The organism is Nocardia sp. NPDC047654, assembly GCF_043205035.1.
Classification (GTDB): Bacteria; Actinomycetota; Actinomycetes; order Mycobacteriales; family Mycobacteriaceae; genus Nocardia.
The window spans coordinates 148,541-168,773 of sequence record NZ_JBIDDF010000015.1 but is presented as its reverse complement, the minus strand read 5'-3'; the positions used below and the strand labels follow the sequence as shown (position 1 = coordinate 168,773).

Here is a 20,233-nt window from a genome sequence, read left to right as displayed (position 1 = left end):
CGACCCGTCCGGTGTTCCCGGGTTCCTCCCGCTCGCGGCGAATGCGCAGGAAATCCCGTTGCAGGCCGGGCTACGGCCGCCGTTAAGGTTTGGCCATGGCAGCAGGCTCGACTCCGGCGATCCGCGCGTTGACCCAGGCGAAGGTGTCCCATCGGGTGCACGCCTACAAGCACGATCCGCGCGCCGACTCCTACGGCACCGAGGCGGTCGACGCGCTGGGCGCCGAACTCGGCGTCGCGGCCGAGCAGATCTTCAAGACGTTGGTCATCGAACTCGCCACCGGCTCGCTCGCGGTGGCCGTGCTTCCGGTGCCGAACACCCTGTCGCTCAAAGCCGCGGCCGCGGCGCTCGGCGCGCCGAAGGCGAGCATGGCGGACAAGACGCGGGCGGAGAAGACCACCGGGTACGTGCTCGGCGGCATCTCCCCACTCGGTCAGCGCAAGCCGCTGCCCACCGTGATCGACGAGTCGGCGCTGGGCTGGGACCGGATGCTGTGCAGCGCCGGACGGCGCGGACTGGAGATCGAGCTGGCGCCCGCCGACCTGATCCGGTTGACCGCCGCCGTGACCGCCCCCGTGACATCCGCGTAATTCGTCCACCATCGGCGCGATCTGTGCGTTACTGAACTGGCCAGATCGACCCGACTCGTGAGGATGTGATGCGAATGTCTACGCACCAGCGTGTGCGCGCCGTGATCGTCGCGTTGTCCGGAGCGCTCGTCTTGGCTCTCGGTCCGGTAACGCTCCTAGCGCCCGAGGCCGCCGCCTCGCCGGGCACCTCGCCGGTCACGCAGGTCAGCGATTCCGTGTTCGACTTCGACGGTCAGGGATCGAAGAGTGATGACAAGGCCGGAAAGGCCGAGAAACTCAGCGGGAACGTCACCACCAAGCTGATCGACCTGGTCGCTGGAATCATCAAATGCGGGCTCAATATCGCCTCACCGAGCGTGAAGTGCTCGCTGTAATTTTGGCCGCGACTTCGTCGCGGCGTGTCCGCGGTCCCTTCATGGCTCGTGTCCGAGCGACCACCGCTGGCGACTTCGTCGCGGACGCGGCGGCCGCTCGGACACGAGCCGGGCCGCGAACGGAACATGCTCGGTCTCGCTTCGCTCGAAACCGGTAGTTGGGCCGGTGTGGTCGCGCTAGGCGGTCACACCGGCACCTCGGCCCGCGAGATATCGCTGGGCCAGGAGTGCCGGCTATCCGATCGGCTTGCGTGAGCATGCGGCGGCCGGACCGACACAGGCCGACGACTCGTTCACAACAGACTGATCTGCTCGGCGCCCTTCTGATCCTCCACGCGGGCAAGCAGTTCCGGTCCGTTGTTGCGCACGCTGTTGACCAGCGCGGGCACCGGGCGGGCCACGATATCGGCGACCGCTTCCTCCGACGGCGTCTCGAGCAGGCTCGCGGGCGCCGGGTGATCCGGGTCCAGCCACGCGTCCCAGTGCTGCCGCGGCATGGGCAGCGGCATCCGGTCGTGGATGCGGGTCAGGTCGCCGACCGCGTCGGTGGTCAGGATGGTGCACGACAGCAGGGGCTGACTCTCCGGCTGGGACCGGTCGCGCCAAACCGACCACAGACCGGCCATGTAGAGGCGGGAACCGTCCGCGTGGGCCATGTAGTACGGATGCTTGGCGACTTTCCCCTTCGCCCCCTTCTCGCCGTTCGGCTCCACGACCCACTCGTACCAGCCGTCCATCGGTACCAGGCAACGCCGGTATTTCACGGCGTCGCGGAACGAGGGCGTGGTGGCGGCCTTGTCCGCGCGGGCGTTGAACAGCGGCTTGCCCTTCACCGGGACACCGGGCTCGGCGGCCTTGGTCCACACCGGGATCAGCCCCCAGCGCATCCGCCGGATCCGCCGCTTCGGGTCGTCCTCGCCGCCCTGATCGTGCCGCTCGACCACGGTGAGAACCTGGGTGGTCGGAGCGACGTTGTAGTTGGTGAAAGAGCTCTGGTCCGCGGAGTCGGTCTCGTCGATCGCATCCAACTCGACCGCGAGCCTGCCAGGGTTGGTCGTGGTCGCATATCGTCCGCACATATCCCGATAGTCCCACTCGCCACCGACAGAGTCGGGGACAATTGGTACATAGCTGGTGACCAGTTGAGAGTTGTGGCATAGCATTCTCTCATCGGAAGGACGGGCTGCCCGTCCACTCGGACACGCGCATCGACCGTCCACCGGAGACGGCAAGAGGAGACCCACTGTGACATCCACCGACACCAAACCGGCCGATCACGACACGGCACTGACGTCGGTCAATCCGGCGACAGGCGAGGTGATCGGCACGCACGTCATCGCCGACGACGCCGCGGTGGCCGCCGCGGTCGCCAAGGCTCGCGCAGCGGCCGCCACCTGGGGCGCGCTGAGTTTCGACGAACGGCGCACGCACCTGCTGCGCTGGTCGAGCAAGCTGGTGCAGGACTCGGAGAAATTCTGCGAGTTGATCCACGCCGAGAACGGCAAGCCGCTCGACGACGCCTTCCTGGAACTGATGCTCGCGCTCGAGCACATCGCCTGGGCGGCCAAGAACGCCAAGAAGGTGCTCGGACCCAAGAAGGTCTCCCCCGGCGCGCTGATGTCGAATTTCAGTGCCCGGCTCGAGCAGCGCCCGCTCGGTGTGGTCGGCGTGATCGGCCCGTGGAACTACCCGGTCTACACGCCGAACGGTTCCATCGCCTACGCGCTGGCCGCGGGTAACACCGTCGTGTTCAAGCCGAGCGAATACTCCACCGGCATCGGCAACTTCCTCGCCGACGCGTTCGCCGCGGCCAACCCCGAGCTGCCCGAGGGCGTCTTCATCACGATCAACGGTTACGGCGCGACGGGCGCGGCGCTGGTCCGCTCGGAGGTCGACAAGATCGCGTTCACCGGCTCCACCGCCACCGGCAAGCGGATCATGGCCGCCGCCGCGGAGCGGCTCACCCCGGTGCTGCTGGAGTGCGGCGGCAAGGACGCGGTGATCGTCGCCGCCGACGCCGACATCAAGGCCGCGGCGGACGCGGTCGCCTGGGGCGCCACCGCCAACAGCGGCCAGACCTGCGCGGGCGTCGAGCGGGTCTACGTCGACCGCTCGGTGCGCGAGGAGTTCGTCGCCGAGGTCAAGCGCATCCTCACCGACATCAAGCCCGGCTCGGACGACAAGGCCGCCTACGGCCCGATGACCATGCCGAGCCAGATCGACATCGTGCGCCGCCACATCGAGGACGCGTTGAAGAACGGCGGCACCGCGGTGCTCGGCGGGCCCGAGTCGGTCAAGGCGCCGTTCATCGAACCCGTCGTGCTGGTCGACGTGGACGAGAACTCCGAGGCGGTGGCCGAGGAGACCTTCGGCCCGACCATCACCATCCGCACCGTCGACGGCGTGGACGAGGCGGTCGAACTGGCCAACAACTCCAAGTACGGCCTGTCCTCGGCGGTCTACTCGAAGAAGAACGGCCTCGACATCGCGCGCAGGCTGCGCGTCGGCGCCACCTCGGTGAACTCCGTGCTCGCCTTCGCCGCCATCCCCGGCCTGCCCTTCGGCGGCGTCGGCGATTCCGGCATCGGCCGCATCCACGGCGAGCCGGGTCTGCGCGAGTTCACCCGCCCGCACTCGATCGCGGTGCAGCGCTTCACCGTTCCCGGAATGGCGCTGCTGAGCTACAGCCGTACCGACTCCACGATGAAGCTGCTGCGCAAGCTCGTTCCGTTCCTGCACGGGCGGCATAAGTAAGAATCCGACGGCCGGGCCGGGTACTCGACGTCGTCGAGTACCCGGCCCGTGCCATAGGTGGCGCCAGAGCGGTTCCCCCGGAGAGCGCCCTGCGCACCGCTGATCGCGACGGCGAGCGCTATGAAAAAGTCGGTCGGGCAACGTCCGCGCCCCGGGAACCGCGCAACCGGGGCACTCGGTCAGCACCGCCACACCAGCCACATCCCGACCCCGGTAATCCCTTCTCGCGCAACAACTTTGGCTGAGCACGCGGCCGGAGCACAAAGCGACCCGCGCGTGCGCCGTTCGCGGCCTCACTCGCGCCCGAGTGGCCGCCATGCAGAAGCGAGTGACAGCCGAGCCGACAACCAGCAACCAGCAACCAGCAACCAGCAACCAGCAACCAGCAACCGTGCACCAACAAGGAAGTTCCGATACCGACGCCCCCAGCAAACCCTGACTCCCGGTTCCGAGCGAAGCGAGACCGAGCATGCGCCGTTCGCGGCCCGGCTCGCGTTCGTGTGGCCGTCGCGTAGGTGACGAAGGAGCAAGCGGCGGTCGCGCGAACGCGAGCCATCAGGGGGCCGCGAACACCCAGCGCCGCAGGCGCTGGAAAACAACACAGCCCGGCTCGCGTTCGCGTGGCCGTCGCGTAGGTGACAAAGGAGCAAGCGGCGGTCGCGCGAACGCGAGCCATAAGAGGGCCGCGAACACCCAGCGCCGCAGGCGCTGGAAAACAGCACCGTGTGATGATGGACGAGTGAACTTCTGGCCAGCGCCCCATGTCGAGGTCCCCGTACACGCGACCGTGACCCTGCCCGGATCGAAATCGATCACCAACCGGGCGCTCATTCTGGCCGCCCTGGCCGACGGCCCCTCCACGATCACCGGCGCGCTGCGCAGCCGTGACACCGACCTGATGATCACCGCGCTGCGCGCGCTCGGCGCGGACATCGAGGGTGCGGGCGACACGGTGACGGTGATCCCGGCGCCGCTGGGGGGCGGCACGGTCGACTGCGGGCTCGCGGGCACAGTGATGCGCTTCCTGCCGCCGGTCGCGGCGCTGGCGTCGGGCGATGTCGCGTTCGACGGTGACGAACAGGCCAGGATCCGTCCGTTGCGCACGATCCTGGACGCGCTGCGCGCGCTCGGCGCCGACGTCGACGGCGACACGCTGCCGTTCACGGTGCACGGCAAGGGCGCGCTGCGCGGCGGCACGGTAACGATCGACGCGTCCGGGTCGTCGCAGTTCGTCTCCGGCCTGCTGCTGTCGGCCGCGCGCTTCGACGAAGGCCTGGTGGTGCACCACGACGGCAAGCCGCTGCCGTCGATGCCGCACATCGAGATGACGGTGGAGATGCTGCGCCGCGCCGACGTGCGGGTGCAGGCGCCCGCGGACAGTTTCAAGGCGCAGACCTGGACCGTGGAACCGGGACCGATCCGCGCGGTGGACTGGGAGGTCGAGCCGGACCTGTCCAACGCCACCCCGTTCCTGGCCGCGGCCGCGGTCACGGGTGGCACGGTCAGCATCCCGCACTGGCCGCGGCTGACCACCCAGCCGGGTGACGTGATCCGCGAGATCCTGGTGCGGATGGGTGCCGAAGCGCGGATCTTCGACGGCGTGCTCACCGTGCACGGCCCGGACCGGCTGGCGGGCATCGACATCGACCTGCACGATGTGGGCGAGCTGACGCCCACCGTCGCCGCGCTGGCGGCGCTGGCCGATTCCCCGTCCGTGCTGCGTGGGATCTCCCATCTGCGCGGGCACGAAACCGACCGCCTGGCAGCACTGTCCACCGAGATCAACCGCCTCGGCGGCAAGGTGACCGAGACCGAGGACGGGCTGGAGATCGTGCCCGCCGACCTGCACGGCGGCAAGTGGCATTCCTACGCCGATCACCGGATGGCCACGGCGGGAGCCATTCTCGGCCTCCGGGTGCCCGGCATCGAGATCGAGGACATCGGCACCACGGCCAAGACGCTGCCGAACTTCGTCGCCCTCTGGGAGCGCATGCTCGAACCCGCGCTATCCGACGAAGGAGCGGCGCACTGAGCGGGGGACGGCGCTCCGCGGCCAGCTACGACGAATCCGATGTCCGGGTTCGTCCGGGGCGGAGTTCCCGTCCCCGCACCAAGACCCGGCCGCAGCACAACGATGCCGAGCCGGCCATGGTGGTCTCGGTCGACCGGGGGCGCTGGGGGTGTGTCCTCGGAGGTGATCCGGAGCGCCGCATCGTCGCGATGCGGGCCCGGGAGCTGGGTCGCACCCCGATCGTGGTCGGCGACCAGGTGGACGTGGTCGGCGATCTGTCCGGGCGACCGGACAGCCTCGCCCGCATCGTCCGGGTCGCCGACCGGCGAACGGTGTTGCGCCGCACCGCCGACGACACCGATCCTTTCGAGCGACTCGTGGTCGGCAACGCGGAGCGGCTGTTCATCGTGGTCGCGCTCGCCGACCCGCCCCCGCGCACCGGCTTCGTGGAACGGGCGATGGTCGCCGCGTACGCCGGTGGGCTGCAACCGGTTCTGTGCCTGACCAAGCACGATCTGGCCGCCGATTCCGAATTCGCCGCCGCCTTCGACGATCTCGATCTCACCATCGTCTACGGCGGCATCGATGATCCGCTCGAGCCGGTCCTGGAACTGCTCACCGACCACCTCACCGCACTGATCGGCCATTCCGGTGTCGGCAAGTCCACGCTGGTCAATCGTCTTGTGCCGGATGCGGAGCGGGCCGTGGGCGTGGTGTCGGGAGTGGGCAAGGGCAAGCACACCTCCACCCAGTCGGTCGCGCTCCCGTTGCCGGATGGCGGCTGGGTCATCGACACACCCGGGGTGCGATCGTTCGGCCTGGCCCACATCACCCCGGACGACGTGATCGCCGCTTTCACCGATCTCGCCGGAGCCATCGAGGACTGCCCGCGCGGCTGCACCCATCTCGGCCCGCCCGCCGACCCCGAATGCGCGCTGGACGAGCTGCCCGGCAAGGAGCGCCGGGTGGCCGCCATCCGCCTCCTGCTCGTCGCCCTGACCTCCAACGATCCCTGGTAAGCGGGTCAGTGACCGTCCGGCTGTCCGGGCGCGAACGGCCACTCTTCGAACCACACACAGCGGCCACCCTGATCGAAGCGCAGGATCCACAGATCTCGCCACCGCGCCGGGGTGTCCCGTGCGTATTCCACCTCCACCCGGACCACCGCGGTGTCCCCGTCCACCGCGACGATGCTCGATCGCAGGACGAACGGCTCGTCGGGCCCGTCCCGGCCGCCTTCCCAGAAGTCGGCGAGCGCATCGAGCCCGGTCAGCGGCCGCGCCCACGGCGAGACGAGGTATCCGACGTCCGCGGCGAACAGGTCGGCGAGTTGTTCCGTGCCCGCCGACCGCCAGGCTCGCTCGTATCCGGCGATCCATGCTTCGACAGCTGCGCGGTCCACGCCAGGAAGATACGCCGGTCCACCCGGCTGTTCCGGCGCTTTCCACGACACGACGAAGGCGCCCGAGGGGACCTCGGGCGCCTTCGTTTTTCAGCGGTTCAGTGGCGGCGGCGAGACTTCGGGCCGCGACGACCCTTCGCGTCCGCGCGAGCCGCCTCGCGGCGCTCGCGGCGGGTGGGCTGCGGGGAACCGTCCGCGCCGTATTCCTCGGCGTCGCTGTGCACCGCGGCCCGGCCGCCCTCGTCGGGGCCGGAGTAGCTGAAACCGCGCTGGGCGGTCTCATCGATGCCCCTGGCGCGCAGGGCCGCGGGCGCGGCGTGCCCGTTGGCGACCCGAGCTTCCTCGGTGGGCAACGCCTGCGGGGCGGGCGGGGCTCCGACCGGCGAACGCAGGCCCGGGCCGACGGCGACGCCTTCCGGCTGCGGCTGCTGCACCTCGACCTGCAGGTTGAACAGGAAGCCGACCGACTCCTCCTTGAGGCCGTCGAGCATCGCGGTGAACATGTCGAAGCCCTCGCGCTGGTACTCCACCAGCGGGTCGCGCTGCGCCATCGCGCGCAGCCCGATGCCCTCCTTGAGGTAATCCATCTCGTAGAGGTGCTCGCGCCACTTGCGGTCGAGTACCGACAGCAGCACCTGCCGTTCCAGATTGCGCATGCTGCCCTCGCCGGCCAGGCCGTCGATCTCGGACTCGCGGCGCTCGTACGCGTCGTGCGCGTCGTCCAGCAGCGCTTCGAGCAGTTCCTCGCGGGTCAGCTCGCCCGCCTCGCCGATCTCGGTCTCGCCGGTCAGGTCGCGGTAGTCCAGGCTCACCGGGTACAGCGTCTTCAGCGCCGTCCACAGCTTGTCCAGATCCCAGTCCTCGACGTAGCCATCGGCGGTGGCGCCGTCCACATAGGCGGTGATCACGTCGGTGATCATGCTCTGGACCTGGCCCTCCATGTCCTCGCCGCGCAGGATCCGGTTGCGCTCGCCGTAGATGATGGTGCGCTGCTGGTTCATCACCTCGTCGTACTTGAGGACGTTCTTGCGGATCTCGAAGTTCTGCTGCTCGACCTGCGTCTGCGCGCTCTTGATGGCCTTGGACACCATCTTCGCCTCGATCGGCACGTCGTCGGGCAGGTTCAGCCGCGTCATGATCGCTTCCAGCGCGGCGCCGTTGAACCGGCGCATCAGCTCGTCACCCAGCGACAGGTAGAAGCGGGACTCGCCCGGGTCGCCCTGACGACCGGAGCGGCCGCGCAACTGGTTGTCGATGCGGCGCGACTCGTGCCGCTCGGTGCCGAGCACGTAGAGGCCGCCCGCGTCGCGCACCGCGTCGGCGTCCTCGGCGGTCTGGGCCTTCACCTGGTCCAGGGTGGGCAGCCAGGCGCGCTCGTACTCCTCCGGCGTCTCGACCGGGTCGAAGCCCTGCTTGCGCAGCAGGATGTCGGCGATGATGTCCGGGTTGCCGCCGAGCACGATGTCGGTACCACGGCCTGCCATGTTCGTCGCGACGGTCACCGCGCCCGGCCTGCCTGCCTCGGCGATGATCTCGGCTTCCTTCTCGTGGAACTTCGCGTTCAGCACGTTGTGCGGGATGCCGCGCTTGGTGAACTGCTTGGACAGGTACTCCGAGCGCTCGACGCTGGTGGTGCCGATCAGCACCGGCTGGCCGTTCTCGTGCCGCTCGGTGACGTCGTCGACCACGGCGGAGAACTTGGCCTCCTCCGTCTTGTAGATCAGGTCGGACTGGTCGGCGCGGATCATCGGCTTGTTGGTCGGGATGGGGACCACGCCGAGGTTGTAGATCTGGTGCAGCTCGGCGGCCTCGGTCTCGGCCGTACCGGTCATGCCGGAGAGCTTGTCGTAGAGGCGGAAGTAGTTCTGCAGTGTGATCGTGGCCAGGGTCTGGTTCTCCGGCTGGATCTCCACCCCTTCCTTGGCCTCGATCGCCTGGTGCATGCCCTCGTTGTAGCGGCGCCCGACCAGGATGCGGCCGGTGAACTCGTCGACGATGATCACCTCGCCGTCGCGGACGATGTAGTCCTTGTCGCGGGTGTAGAGCTCCTTGGCCTTGATGGCGTTGTTCAGGTAGCTCACCAGCGGCGAATTGGCGGCCTCGTAGAGGTTGTCGATGCCGAGTTGGTCCTCGACGAACTCGACGCCCGCCTCGTGCACGCCGATCGTGCGCTTCTTGATGTCGACCTCGTAGTGCAGGTCCTTCTTCAGCAGCGGCGCGATGCGCGCGAACTCGGCGTACCACTTCGAGGAGGCGTCCGCCGGGCCGGAGATGATCAGCGGGGTACGGGCCTCGTCGATGAGGATGGAGTCGACCTCGTCGACGATGGCGAAGTTGTGCCCGCGCTGCACCAGATCGTCCAGCGAGTGCGTCATGTTGTCGCGCAGGTAGTCGAAGCCGAACTCGTTGTTCGTGCCGTAGGTGATGTCGGCGCCGTAGGCCACCCGCCGCTGCGCCGGGCTCATGCCGGACAGGATCACGCCCACCTCGAGGCCGAGGAAGCGGTGCACGCGGCCCATCCACTCGGAGTCGCGCTTGGCCAGGTAGTCGTTGGTGGTGACGACGTGCACACCATCACCGCTGATCGCGTTGAGATAGGCGGGCAGCACCGAGGTGAGGGTCTTGCCCTCACCGGTCTTCATCTCGGCGATATTGCCCGTGTGCAGCGCGGCGCCGCCCATGATCTGCACCTTGTAGTGCTTCTGGTTGAGCACCCGCCAGGACGCCTCACGCGCGACCGCGAACGCCTCGGCCATCAGCTGGCCGAGCGGATCGGTCTCGCCTTCCTCGGCCATCTCGGCGTAGCGCTCGCGGAACTCGTCCGTTTTGGCCCGTAGCTCCGCGTCGCTGAGGTCTTCGTAATCCGGTTCGAGGGCGAGGACCTGGTCGGCGAAATGCGCGAGCCGCTTGACCATGCGACCCTCACCAATCCGTAGCAACCTCGTCAGTGTCAGCGCAGGCACGGGTCTCGTCAGTCCTCTGGTCGGTGTGTCAAATCGTGTCGTCGGCCCCCGGGCCGGTGCGGGCCCACGCGGTTGCGCGGAATCCGCTGCATGCTTCATGGTAATGCTCTATCTAATTTGCAGCGCCTGCGGCGCTGCGTGTTCGCGGCCCCCTCATGGCTCGCGTCCGAGCGACCGCCGCTGGCGACTTCGTCGCGGACGCGGCGGCCACTCGGACGCGAGCCGGGCCGCGAACGGCGCATGCTCGGTCTCGCTTCGCTCGAAACCGGTGGTTGGGCCGATGTGGGCGGGTGATGTGGGTCTCGTGCGATCTCGGTGTGCGCGACACGGTGGAGCGGGTGAACGGCATCGTTCGCGACTTCCTCGTCACATGTGCGACAACCGGAAGGCAGTTTCGACCGTGCGACCCGGTGCGGACTGTGATCGGATCGAGGCACCGAGCGCGAGTGGGCGGCGGCGTGCCACCGAATCCAGGGGTGCGGGAATAGGGTGTACGAGATTCATCGGAAATGCCGCAACGGTAGGGGTAACGGTCGCTGCGGCAGCACAATGAAGCGGGGGACGGCATCGGGAAAAGGAGTACCGGGCAGCGTGATCACGAGACTGACGCCGCAGGACACGGCCTTCTACCGGCTCGAGTCGAGTAGCAATCCGATCCATATCGGCTCTCTCGCGATCCTGCGGAACAGCGAACCCGGCGACGGCGCGGGCCGGGCGGTTCTGGACTACGACCGGCTGGTCGACCTGGTCGAGAGCAGGCTTCCACTGGTGCCGAGGTACCGGCGCAAGGTGCGCGAGATCCCGCTGTCGCTCGGGCGGCCGGTCTGGGTCGAGGACAGCCGGTTCGACATCACCTACCACATCCGGCGCTCGGCGCTCCCCGGTCCCGGCACCGACGAGCAACTGCACGACCTGGTCGCCCGGCTCACCTCCCACCCCTTGGATCCGGCCCGGCCGCTATGGGAGATGTACCTGATCGAACGGCTGTCCGACGGCCGCTGCGCGATCTTCACCAAGACGCATTCCGCCCTGGTGGACGGGGACACCGCGCTGGAGATCGGTCACGTGATCCTCGACGCGGGGCCCGCGCCCCGCGAACTGGCCGGTGACGATTGGATCGCGCCGCGCGAACCCGGCGACGTCGAGCTGCTGGTGGGCGCGCTGGCCGATCTCGCCGCGCAGCCGCGTAAGGCGCTGGAAGTGGCCCGTGACGCGGGCGCGGGTGCGTTCGCGGTGCTCGGGACGGCGGGCAAGGCGGTCGAGTCGGTGGTCGCCGCGGTGCGCACCGCGGCGACCGGCGCGCCCGCCAGCCCGCTGAACGCCCGTACCTCGCGCAACCGGCGCTTCGACGTGGTGCGCACCGACCTGGCGGACTACCGCACCATCCGCAGGCGTTTCGGTTGCTCGATCAACGACGCGATCCTCGCCGTGGTCACCGGAGCGCTGCGCAACTGGCTGCTCTCGCGCGGGGAAGCGCTCACCGAGTCGACCGCGCTGCGGGCGGTGGTGCCGATGTCGGTGTACGTCGAGGGAGCCGACGGCGACCAGGCGCAGACGGCGAGCGAGGTGTCGTCGTTCCTGATCGACCTGCCGGTCGGCGAACCGAGTCCGGTGATGCGGCTGTCGCACATCGCGCACGCGACCGAACTGAACGGACGTCAGCGGCGCGGTGTCCGCGCGCGCACCCTCGTGCACTTGGCCGGTTTCGCTCCGGCCAGCCTGCATGCGATGAGCGTGCGCGCGGCGAGTACGTTCGCAGAACACACGTTCAATCTGGTGATCACCAACGCGCCGGGTCCGCAGGCGCCGATGTACATCGGCGGCGCGCGGATGCTGGAGATGTACCCGGTGTCGCCACTGCTGCGCAATCAGGCGTCGAGCATCGGGATCACGTCCTACGACGGACGGGTGTTCTACGGTCTCAACGCCGACCGCGACGCGATGGCCGATATCGGCGTGCTCGCCACGGCGGTGCGCGATTCCATGGAGGAGATGCTCGGTGCCTGCGTCTGATCAGAACAAGCTGCGGGTCTACATCCCGGCTACGGTGCCGATGCTGCGCGAGCTGGTCGACAACCGGGAACTGTCCGCCGTCGGCGGGACCGCGTTCGCGGTGACGCCCGCGCTGCGCGAGGCCTACGCCTCCGGCGACGACGAGGAACTCGGCGAAGTCGCCATGAACGAGGCCGCCCGCGCCTCGCTACGGCTGCTCGCCGCCGAACGCGAGGCGATCGGATCGTCGGAGGAGTCCGACGACGAGGCCGCGCCGGTCGCGGGCGGCGGTCCCGTCTACCGGCGCGCGGTGATCGCCGCCGACGTGACCGGCGCGAAACTGCGGCCCGACCTCGATGACGCGGTGGTCCGGCTGGCCGGCCCGATCGGCTACCAGCAGATCGCCTCGGTGCACGTCGATCTGGCCGACGCCGAACCGCAGGTGGCCAAGGCCGTCGACGTGGTGGACGCGGCCGATCTCGGCGACACCGACGCCGAGTTCGTCCTCGGGGACGCCGAGGACCATCAATTGGCCTGGTACGCCGCTCAGGAGCTGCCGTTCCTGCTCGAACTGCTCTGACTCGCGGCGCGTACGCGGGCTCACCCACCGCGATAACCTACGATGCCGTAACCTTGCTGGCGAGGCATCCGATCGGCGAGACGGCGGCCTGGGCATCCGGACGACAGGGAGATCAACGGCAGCGATGGGTTCGAAAATTGGGAGCTTCTCCGTGCGAAGCGTCCGCGCGTGGCTGGAGGCGCCCGCCGCAAGCGTCGCCGAGCGTGGCGGCAAACTGAACGTGCTGCGCGGCGCCGTGGCGCGGGTGACCACGCCGTTGCTACCCGACGACTACCTGCACCTGGCCAACCCGCTGTGGTCGGCGCGCGAACTGCGCGGGCGCATCGTGGAGGTGCGCAAGGAAACCGCCGACGCCGCGACGCTGGTGATTCAGCCCGGATGGGGCTTCGACTTCAAATATCAGCCCGGCCAATACATCGGCATCGGCCTCTTGGTCGACGGACGCTGGCATTGGCGTTCGTATTCGCTGACCTGTCCGCCGGATTGGTCGGTACCGGGCCACGCCGGTAAGCGGTTGATCTCCATCGCCGTGAAGGCGATGCCGGAGGGCTTCCTGTCCAGCCATCTGGTCAGTGGCGTGCCGGTCGGCACGGTCGTCCGGCTCGCCGCCCCGCAGGGCGGATTCGTGTTGCCGTACCCGCCGCCGGAGAAGGTGTTGTTCCTCACCGCGGGCAGCGGCATCACCCCGGTGATGTCCATGCTGCGCGCGATGGACCGGCGTGAGCTGTTCACCGACGTGGCGCATCTGCACTCGGCCCGGACCGCCGACGACGTGATGTTCGGTGCGGAGCTGCGCGCGCTGCACGAGCGCAACCCGAGCTTCGACACCCGTCTGCATCTCACCGCCGAGAAAGGCAAGTTCGCGCTCGCCGAACTCGACACCGAGTTCCCGGATTGGCGCGAACGCCAGACCTGGGCGTGCGGTCCCGCCGGGATGCTCGACGAGCTCGAGAACCACTGGCGTGCGGCGGGCCTGCCGGAACGGCTGCACGTGGAGCGCTTCGAGATCGAGCGCTCGTCGGTCGGTGCGGGCGGCACGGTCACCTTCGGTAAAACCGGTCGAACGGTCGAGGCCGACGGCGCGACCAGCCTGCTCGAGGCCGGGGAGTCCGCCGGCGTGCAGATGCCGTTCGGCTGCCGGATGGGCATCTGCCAGACCTGCGTGGTCACATTGAGTTCCGGCCACGCGCGCGACCTGCGCAACGGTGAGGAGCGCCGCGAAGGCGACAAGGTGCAGACCTGCATCTCGGCGGCCGCGGGCGACTGCACCCTCGACGTGTAGTCCAGCGGGTACCCTCGAGGGGATCGAGTAGCGAAAGGACCCCGGTGGCAATCACCGACATCAAGACATTTGCCCATCTCACCGCGGCCGATATCGAGACACTGGGGCAGGAACTCGATTCCGTCCGGCGTTCGGTGGAGCTGTCCCGCGGCGAGCGTGACGCGAAGTACATCCGGCGCGCGATCGCGGCACAGCGCGGTCTCGAAGTCGCGGCTCGCGCCGTGCTGTTCGGCAGCCGCAATCGCTGGGCCTGGCTGACCGGCACCGCGTTGCTGTCGGTCGCCAAGATCATCGAGAACATGGAGCTCGGGCACAATGTCAGCCACGGGCAATGGGACTGGATGAACGACCCGGAGATCCACTCCACCTCGTGGGAGTGGGACATGACCGGCCCCTCCGCGCAGTGGCGCCGCGCGCACAACTACTCCCACCACACCTATACCAATGTGCTGGGCAAGGACGAGGATCTCGGCTTCGGCATCCTGCGGATGACCCGGGACGAGCCGTGGCGGCCGATCCACCTGGTGCAGCCGCTGGCGAACCTGCTGCTGGCCGCGACCTTCGAGTGGGGCATCGCGCTGCACGACTGGAGCATCGAGAAGGAGCTGGCCGGCACCCCTCCCCGGGAAGTGATGTCGGAGCCGAACGTGGTGTTCGGACGCAAGATCCGCCGTCAGGTGGCCAAGGACTTCCTGTTCTATCCCGCGCTCACCGGCCCGGCGTTCAAGCAGACGCTGAAAGCGAACGCGACGGCGAACCTGGTGCGCAATCTCTGGGCGTACGCGGTGATCTTCTGCGGCCACTTCCCGGACGGCGCGGAGAAGTTCACCATCGAGCAGCTGGAGAACGAGACCAGCGGCGAGTGGTACCTGCGCCAGATGCTCGGCAGCGCGAATTTCAAGGCCGGGCCCGCCATGGCGTTCATGAGCGGCAACCTCTGCTACCAGATCGAGCACCACCTGTTCCCCGATCTGCCGAGCAACCGGTACCCGGAGATCGCGGTGCGGGTCCGCGAGCTGTGCGACAAGTACGACCTGCCCTACACCACCGGGTCGCTGGGCAAGCAGTATCTGCTCGCCTTCCGCACGATCCACAAGCTGGCGCTGCCGGACCGGTTCCTCAAGGCGACCGCCGACAACGCGCCCGAGACCTCGTCGGAACGCAAGTTCGCCGGTATCACGCTGCCGTCGCTCGGCACGGAGTCCACACACTGGCTGCGCATCGATCCGGAGACCGGCAAGCGGCGCGGTCTGCGCTCGGCGTTGCACGAGGCGAAGGTCGTGCTGAAGGACAAGGCGCGGCAGGAGAAGGAGATGCTGCGCGAGGCCAAGGCGGCACTGAAGGAGAAGGCCGAGCACGAGGGCCAGGTACTGCGGGAGGCCAAGGTCGCGTTCCAGGAGCGAGCCCGGCACGAACAAGCGGCGCTGCGCGAAAAAGCCATGCGGGACAGGCGGTTTCGCTTTCTCCGAAGGGCGCGTTAACTTACCAGCCGACAACCAGTATCGCAATAGGGTGATTGACACATCCTCGCGGCGCACCTCGCAACCTACGCTTTCGTAACTTACGGTAAAGTAACCCGTATGGCGATCTCGGATGTCAAGGAATACGCGCACCTCACCGAGGCCGACGTGGAAGCACTCGGCGCGGAATTCGACGCGATCCGGCGGGAAATCGAAGCCTCGCGCGGCGAGCGCGACGCGAGGTACATCCGCAATGTCATCAGGTTGCAGCGAGCCCTCGAGATCAGCGGCCGGGCGGTGCTGTTCGCCAGCCCGAAACGTCCCGCGTGGCTGGCCGGCGTCGCCCTGCTCGGCACCGCCAAGATCATCGAGAACATGGAGATCGGGCACAACGTCATGCACGGGCAGTGGGACTGGATGAACGATCCGGAGATCCACTCCAGCTCGTGGGAATGGGACAACACCGGCGCCGCCAAGCACTGGAAGCACACCCACAACTACCTGCACCACAAGTACACCAACGTGCTCGGCATGGACGACGACATCGGCTACGGCCTGCTGCGGGTGACGCGCGACCAGCGCTGGAAGCCGTTCAACCTGGGCAACCCGATCTACAACCTGGTGTTGCAGCTGTTCTTCGAGTACGGCGTCGCCATCCAGCACATGGAGCTGGGCAAGCTGGTGGCGGGCCGGTACAAGCCGGGCTCCCCCGAGCGGGCCGAGTTCGAGCGCAAGCGCAGCGAGGCGCTCACCAAGATGGGCAAACAGATCCTCAAGGATTACGTCATCTTCCCCGCCCTCACCGGCCCGGCGTTCTTCTCCACGCTGACGGCCAACCTGGCCGCCAACGCGATCCGCAACGTCTGGTCCAACGCGGTCATCTTCTGCGGGCACTTCCCCGACGGCGCGGAGAAGTTCACCAAGGCCGACATCGACGGTGAGACGCACGGCCAGTGGTACCTGCGCCAGATGCTCGGCAGCGCCAACATCTCCGGTGGCCCGGTCATGCACTTCATGACCGGCAACCTGAGCCACCAGATCGAGCACCACCTGTTCCCCGACCTGCCGAGCAACCGGTACGCCGACATCGCCGTGCGGGTGCGCGAGCTGGCCGACAAGTACGACCTGCCCTACACCACCGGCTCGCTGCCGGTGCAGTACTTCAAGGCGTGGCGCACCATCCTCAAGCTGTCGCTGCCGAACAAGTACCTGCGGGCCACCGCCGACGACGCGCCGGAGACGGCCTCGGAACGCAAGTTCGCGGGCAGCGCAGCGGCCACCATCGATCCGGTGACCGGTCGACGTCGTGGTCTGCGCACCGCGCTCGCCCAGGGGCGGCGGCGACTCGCCCGGCGCGGCGCGGCCGCGGCGCGCTGATTCCACTCGCGCGATGACGTCGGCTCGGTCTCGGAATCCGAGCCGACGGGCGTCACGGGCCGCTCGGCCGGGCCGTGTGCGGCGAGTTCGCCGGATTTGATTGACTCAGGCGGTGCATCCTGAGGTTCTGAGCGTCTACGAGGCCATCCGGCGGCGCCGCGACGTGCGCGCGGAGTTCACCGGCGAGGTCGTGGACGAGGCGACGTTGTGGCGGCTGCTGGACGCCGCGCACCGGGCGCCGAGCGTGGGGAATTCGCAGCCCTGGGATTTCGTGGTGGTCCGCGATCCGGCGACGCTGCGCAAGTTCGCCGACCATGTGGCGCGCAAGCGCATCGAGTTCCGAGACGCGCTGCCGCCCGAGCGTGCCGACACCTTCGAGCCGATCAAGATCGAGGGCATTCTGGAGAGCGGTACCGGGGTCGTGGTCTGCTACGACCACGATCGCGGCGGACCGCAGGTGCTCGGGGGGGTCACGGTGCCCGAAACCGGTATCTACTCCGCGGTTCTCGCCATCCAGAATCTCTGGCTGGCGGCCACCGCCGAAGACATCGGCGTCGGGTGGGTGTCGTTCTACGATCCCGGCTTCCTGTCCGACCTGATCGGCCTTCCGGAGGGCGTCCGCACGGTCGCCTGGCTGTGCGTCGGGCCGGTGCACGAATTCCAGCGCGTCCCCGATCTCGAGCGCTTCGGCTGGCGCGCGGGCAGACCGCTCACCGAGGCGGTGCACCGCGAAACCTATCGCGGCTGACTCCCCGTCTCGGTCGCGCATCGTTACGCAAATGTGTGGATCGTTCATGGTTCAATCGGATGCCCACTGGGTACGACAAGGGCGAAACTGCCTCTGACGCAGTGTTCTTCACGGGAGTTCGTCGGTTCCAGGAGGTTTTTGCACATGGCCAATGTCGATGCTGTTCGGCTGTCGAGCGAGCTGGGCATCGATCTGGCACAGGCGACGTTGCGCCTGCGTCGGGAAGGCATCCCCGGCGAGACCAAGCACCAGACCTGTCTGCGGATCCTCGCGGACGAGGGACGTAAGCGGCGGGGCGCCACGGGCAAGTGAGGACGCCGGGGCGACGGTAGCCGAGGCGACCGCCGGCCGGCGGGGGACTATGGTCGGCGGGTGCGGCCACCCCGCTCGCGTCAGACGCGTTCGAGCACCGCCGACGCGCCGATGCCACCCGCGGCGCAAATCCCCAGCAGTGCCGTGTTCTTCCCCGTGCGGGCCAGCTCGTTGGCCATGGTGGTCACCATGCGCGCCCCCGTGGCCCCGAACGGGTGGCCGAGCGAGATCGATCCACCGTGCACGTTCAGCTTGTCGATGTCCACCGCACCGACGGCGGTGTCGCGATCCAGCCGGGTCTTGGCCCACTCGTCACTGGCCAGCGCGGTCAGCACCGCCAAGGTCTGGGCGGCGAAGGCCTCGTGGATATCGACGAGATCGGCGTCGCCCAGCGACATCCCGGCCTTCTCCAGCGCCCGAGGCATCGAGATGGCCGGGCCGATCAGCACCTGATCGGCCGGATCGACGCTCACGTAACTCCACGACCGGAACGCAGCCAGCGGTCGATACCCGAGCGCGTGCGCCTTCTCCTCGCTCATCAACAGCACCGCGGCGGCCCCGTCGGTGAGCGGGCTGGCGTTGCCCGCGGTCACGCTGCCGTCCGCGGCGAAGACCGGCTTCAGAGCGGCCAGCTTCGCGGTGCTGGTATCGCCGCGCACCAAGCCGTCGCGCAGGATCTCCACATCTTCGGGAGTGCGGACCCGCAGCACTTCGTCGTCGAACCGGCCGGACTCGATGGCGGCCGCCGCGCGATGGTGCGAGCGGGCGGCGAACTCGTCCTGGTCCGCGCGGCTCACGCCGTGGATGCGAGCCATCTTCTCGGCCGATTCGCCCATCACCTCACCGGTGGTGCGCTCGGCGATCCTGGGCCGGCTCGGCAGCAGATCGGTGAACGGCGCGAGGCGCGCGACCGCGGACAGGTAGTCCTTCGGCTTCGGCTTGCCCAGGGCCAGCGGCGCCGCCGCGTGCACGACCTTCTGCGGCAACTTGACCTCGGCGTTCGAGGTGGAATCGCTGCCCCCCGCGATCATGATGTCGTATTCGCCCCGTTCGATCGCGGCCGCCGCCGAGGTGACCGCCTGCAAGCCGGAGGCACAGGCTCTGGTCACGGTGTAGCCCTCGCAGCCCGCGTCCAGCCGCAGGTCCAGCGCGATCTCCCGGGCGATGTTCGGCGCCGCGCCGGGCAGGATGACACCGCCCCACACGATCGCCTCCACTTGCGCGCCGGGCAGCCCGGTTCGCTCCAGCAGTCCCCGTACCGCGGCGTCGGCCAGCGCGATGGAATCCATCCGCGTGTATCCGGTGAACGCGCGCAGGAACGGCGTGCGCGCACCGGACACGATCACGGCACGGCGAGCAGCTTTGGTGGCCATGCGATTTCCTTTCGAAAGCCTCGGTCCACCAAACTTACTCTAAAGTAAGTTCACCGTCGACCCCCTTCGCCGACGGTGAACCCGACGTAGCGGCACTCCCCTCCGCCGCCGCTGACCGGTCCGCCACGCGCCGTTGAGCGGCGGACCGGAGACGCCCGTCCCGGCGAACGCCCCTGCCCGTCCCGGAACCGCCGCAGGCCCTCCCCTGGACCTTCCGACGCAAAGAACCGTAACAAACTTTCGACTGATTTTCCAAATAGTTTCTATTGATTTGCCTAAGACCTCCTAGCGGCTTACCATGAACGCACTATGCATAGCCCTTCGGAGCTGTCGCGGCAGAAGAGATTCGGGCGAATCATCAGAGAACGCCGGGACGAGCTCGGCCTCACCCAGCTACAGATCGGCGACCTCGGGGGACCTTCGGCGCCGACCATCCGGAAGATCGAGGACGGCGAGGCGACCATCAGCATGCAGACGCTGAACAAGCTCGACGCCCCGCTGCGATGGTTGCCGGGCAGCGCCGCCCGCACCTACGCGGGCGGTGTTCCCGCCGTCGACGAACCCGCGAACGCTCCGCGCGGCGCAGGCGAATCGGTGGTGGCGGGCCCGGACGCGATCCGCTTCGAAATCTCCGATCTCACCGGTCTTCTCGCGGCTTCGGGCAGGCTCACCGACGCCGTCGAGAACGGCCGCACCACCGACCCGCAGGTGGTCGCGGCGATCGCGGAACTCAACCGGGTGGTCTCCAAGCTGTCCGCGCGGTACGCGACCGCCATGCTCGAACGCAACGGCGGACCGGGCAGGCAAGTGCATCCGCTGGTGGAGATGGCCTTCGCGCACCTGCTCGCGATCCCCGCGGAGGCCAGCGACCCCGGCGAGCTACAGGAACGCCGGTACCGCCGCTGGCTGGCCGGTCGATCGGAGGATATCGATGCGGCGACCGAAGCCCGATTCCGCGCACGCTGGCTGGCGGCCAACATGGCGACGACAGCGGTTCGAAATGGTGAGTGACGAG

General features: G+C 68.4%; 17 protein-coding genes. 13 read left to right on the top strand and 4 right to left on the bottom strand.

Annotation, left to right across the window (positions count from 1 at the left end):
- Window positions 1-95 precede the first annotated feature (95 nt).
- Together ybaK and ACGF7Y_RS29230 are read left to right on the top strand one after the other, a co-directional pair.
- Window positions 96-590 (top strand): Cys-tRNA(Pro) deacylase, encoded by a 495-nt coding sequence (ybaK, locus tag ACGF7Y_RS29235; RefSeq protein ID WP_393239243.1) that lies wholly within the window; start codon window positions 96-98, stop codon window positions 588-590.
- Window positions 591-682: 92 nt separating this feature from the next.
- Window positions 683-964 (top strand): hypothetical protein, encoded by a 282-nt coding sequence (locus tag ACGF7Y_RS29230; protein ID WP_393239240.1) that lies wholly within the window; start codon window positions 683-685, stop codon window positions 962-964.
- 293 nt (window positions 965-1,257) lie between these two features.
- Here the strand turns inward: ACGF7Y_RS29230 and ACGF7Y_RS29225 are convergent, their stop codons facing one another.
- A complete protein-coding gene (locus ACGF7Y_RS29225) occupies window positions 1,258-2,043 on the bottom strand; it encodes an SOS response-associated peptidase (RefSeq protein WP_393239237.1) in 786 nt (261 codons plus the stop codon).
- Between the two features lie 166 nt (window positions 2,044-2,209).
- Between ACGF7Y_RS29225 and ACGF7Y_RS29220 the strand changes: the two genes are divergently transcribed.
- The 3 genes from ACGF7Y_RS29220 to rsgA all read left to right on the top strand — a co-directional run bounded on the left by ACGF7Y_RS29220 (window position 2,210) and on the right by rsgA (window position 6,748).
- Window positions 2,210-3,718, top strand: coding sequence for an aldehyde dehydrogenase family protein (locus ACGF7Y_RS29220; protein ID WP_393239234.1), 1,509 nt, complete (start codon window positions 2,210-2,212; stop codon window positions 3,716-3,718).
- A gap of 739 nt (window positions 3,719-4,457) precedes the next feature.
- A complete protein-coding gene (gene aroA / locus ACGF7Y_RS29215; protein ID WP_393239231.1) occupies window positions 4,458-5,750 on the top strand; it encodes a 3-phosphoshikimate 1-carboxyvinyltransferase in 1,293 nt (430 codons plus the stop codon).
- A gap of 116 nt (window positions 5,751-5,866) precedes the next feature.
- Complete coding sequence (gene rsgA / locus ACGF7Y_RS29210; protein ID WP_393239228.1) at window positions 5,867-6,748, top strand: ribosome small subunit-dependent GTPase A; 882 nt, start codon at window positions 5,867-5,869, stop codon at window positions 6,746-6,748.
- A 5-nt stretch (window positions 6,749-6,753) separates the two neighbouring features.
- Here rsgA and ACGF7Y_RS29205 read toward each other — a convergent pair whose 3' ends face one another.
- Complete coding sequence (locus ACGF7Y_RS29205) at window positions 6,754-7,131, bottom strand: YybH family protein (RefSeq protein WP_393239225.1); 378 nt, start codon at window positions 7,129-7,131, stop codon at window positions 6,754-6,756.
- Window positions 7,132-7,229: 98 nt separating this feature from the next.
- Window positions 7,230-10,094, bottom strand: coding sequence for a preprotein translocase subunit SecA (gene secA, locus ACGF7Y_RS29200; protein ID WP_393239223.1), 2,865 nt, complete (start codon window positions 10,092-10,094; stop codon window positions 7,230-7,232).
- A gap of 591 nt (window positions 10,095-10,685) precedes the next feature.
- Between secA and ACGF7Y_RS29195 the strand changes: the two genes are divergently transcribed.
- The 7 genes from ACGF7Y_RS29195 (at window position 10,686) to ACGF7Y_RS29165 (ending at window position 17,845) form a co-directional block, all read left to right on the top strand.
- On the top strand, window positions 10,686-12,107 hold the full coding sequence (locus ACGF7Y_RS29195; protein ID WP_393239220.1) for a wax ester/triacylglycerol synthase family O-acyltransferase: 1,422 nt from the start codon (window positions 10,686-10,688) through the stop codon (window positions 12,105-12,107).
- Between the two features lie 10 nt (window positions 12,108-12,117).
- Window positions 12,118-12,666 (top strand): DUF6912 family protein, encoded by a 549-nt coding sequence (locus ACGF7Y_RS29190; protein WP_393239323.1) that lies wholly within the window; start codon window positions 12,118-12,120, stop codon window positions 12,664-12,666.
- Between the two features lie 124 nt (window positions 12,667-12,790).
- Window positions 12,791-13,948 (top strand): ferredoxin reductase, encoded by a 1,158-nt coding sequence (locus tag ACGF7Y_RS29185; RefSeq protein WP_393239217.1) that lies wholly within the window; start codon window positions 12,791-12,793, stop codon window positions 13,946-13,948.
- 44 nt (window positions 13,949-13,992) lie between these two features.
- A complete protein-coding gene (locus tag ACGF7Y_RS29180) occupies window positions 13,993-15,429 on the top strand; it encodes a fatty acid desaturase (RefSeq protein WP_393239214.1) in 1,437 nt (478 codons plus the stop codon).
- Between the two features lie 99 nt (window positions 15,430-15,528).
- Window positions 15,529-16,785, top strand: coding sequence for a fatty acid desaturase family protein (locus ACGF7Y_RS29175; protein ID WP_393239211.1), 1,257 nt, complete (start codon window positions 15,529-15,531; stop codon window positions 16,783-16,785).
- Window positions 16,786-16,912: 127 nt separating this feature from the next.
- On the top strand, window positions 16,913-17,533 hold the full coding sequence (gene bluB / locus ACGF7Y_RS29170) for a 5,6-dimethylbenzimidazole synthase (protein ID WP_393239320.1): 621 nt from the start codon (window positions 16,913-16,915) through the stop codon (window positions 17,531-17,533).
- Between the two features lie 144 nt (window positions 17,534-17,677).
- Entirely contained in the window at window positions 17,678-17,845 is a 168-nt protein-coding gene (locus tag ACGF7Y_RS29165; protein ID WP_157172863.1) for a hypothetical protein, read from the top strand.
- Between the two features lie 80 nt (window positions 17,846-17,925).
- Here the strand turns inward: ACGF7Y_RS29165 and ACGF7Y_RS29160 are convergent, their stop codons facing one another.
- Window positions 17,926-19,218 (bottom strand): acetyl-CoA C-acyltransferase, encoded by a 1,293-nt coding sequence (locus ACGF7Y_RS29160; RefSeq protein ID WP_393239208.1) that lies wholly within the window; start codon window positions 19,216-19,218, stop codon window positions 17,926-17,928.
- Window positions 19,219-19,527: 309 nt separating this feature from the next.
- Between ACGF7Y_RS29160 and ACGF7Y_RS29155 the strand changes: the two genes are divergently transcribed.
- Window positions 19,528-20,229, top strand: a complete 702-nt coding sequence (locus ACGF7Y_RS29155; protein ID WP_393239205.1) for a multiprotein-bridging factor 1 family protein — start codon at window positions 19,528-19,530, stop codon at window positions 20,227-20,229.
- Window positions 20,230-20,233 lie beyond the last annotated feature (4 nt).

What these genes read in the sequence shown, in the direction of transcription:
- ybaK (WP_393239243.1), top strand. Translation starts at nt 96, where the DNA reads ATGGCAGCAGGCTCGACTCCGGCGATCCGCGCGTTGACCCAGGCGAAG.
- ACGF7Y_RS29225 (WP_393239237.1), bottom strand. Translation starts at nt 2,043, where the DNA reads ATGTGCGGACGATATGCGACCACGACCAACCCTGGCAGGCTCGCGGTC.
- rsgA (WP_393239228.1), top strand. Translation starts at nt 5,867, where the DNA reads ATGGTGGTCTCGGTCGACCGGGGGCGCTGGGGGTGTGTCCTCGGAGGT.
- ACGF7Y_RS29185 (WP_393239217.1), top strand. Translation starts at nt 12,791, where the DNA reads ATGGGTTCGAAAATTGGGAGCTTCTCCGTGCGAAGCGTCCGCGCGTGG.
- ACGF7Y_RS29175 (WP_393239211.1), top strand. Translation starts at nt 15,529, where the DNA reads ATGGCGATCTCGGATGTCAAGGAATACGCGCACCTCACCGAGGCCGAC.
- ACGF7Y_RS29165 (WP_157172863.1), top strand. Translation starts at nt 17,678, where the DNA reads ATGGCCAATGTCGATGCTGTTCGGCTGTCGAGCGAGCTGGGCATCGAT.
- ACGF7Y_RS29160 (WP_393239208.1), bottom strand. Translation starts at nt 19,218, where the DNA reads ATGGCCACCAAAGCTGCTCGCCGTGCCGTGATCGTGTCCGGTGCGCGC.
- ACGF7Y_RS29155 (WP_393239205.1), top strand. Translation starts at nt 19,528, where the DNA reads ATGCATAGCCCTTCGGAGCTGTCGCGGCAGAAGAGATTCGGGCGAATC.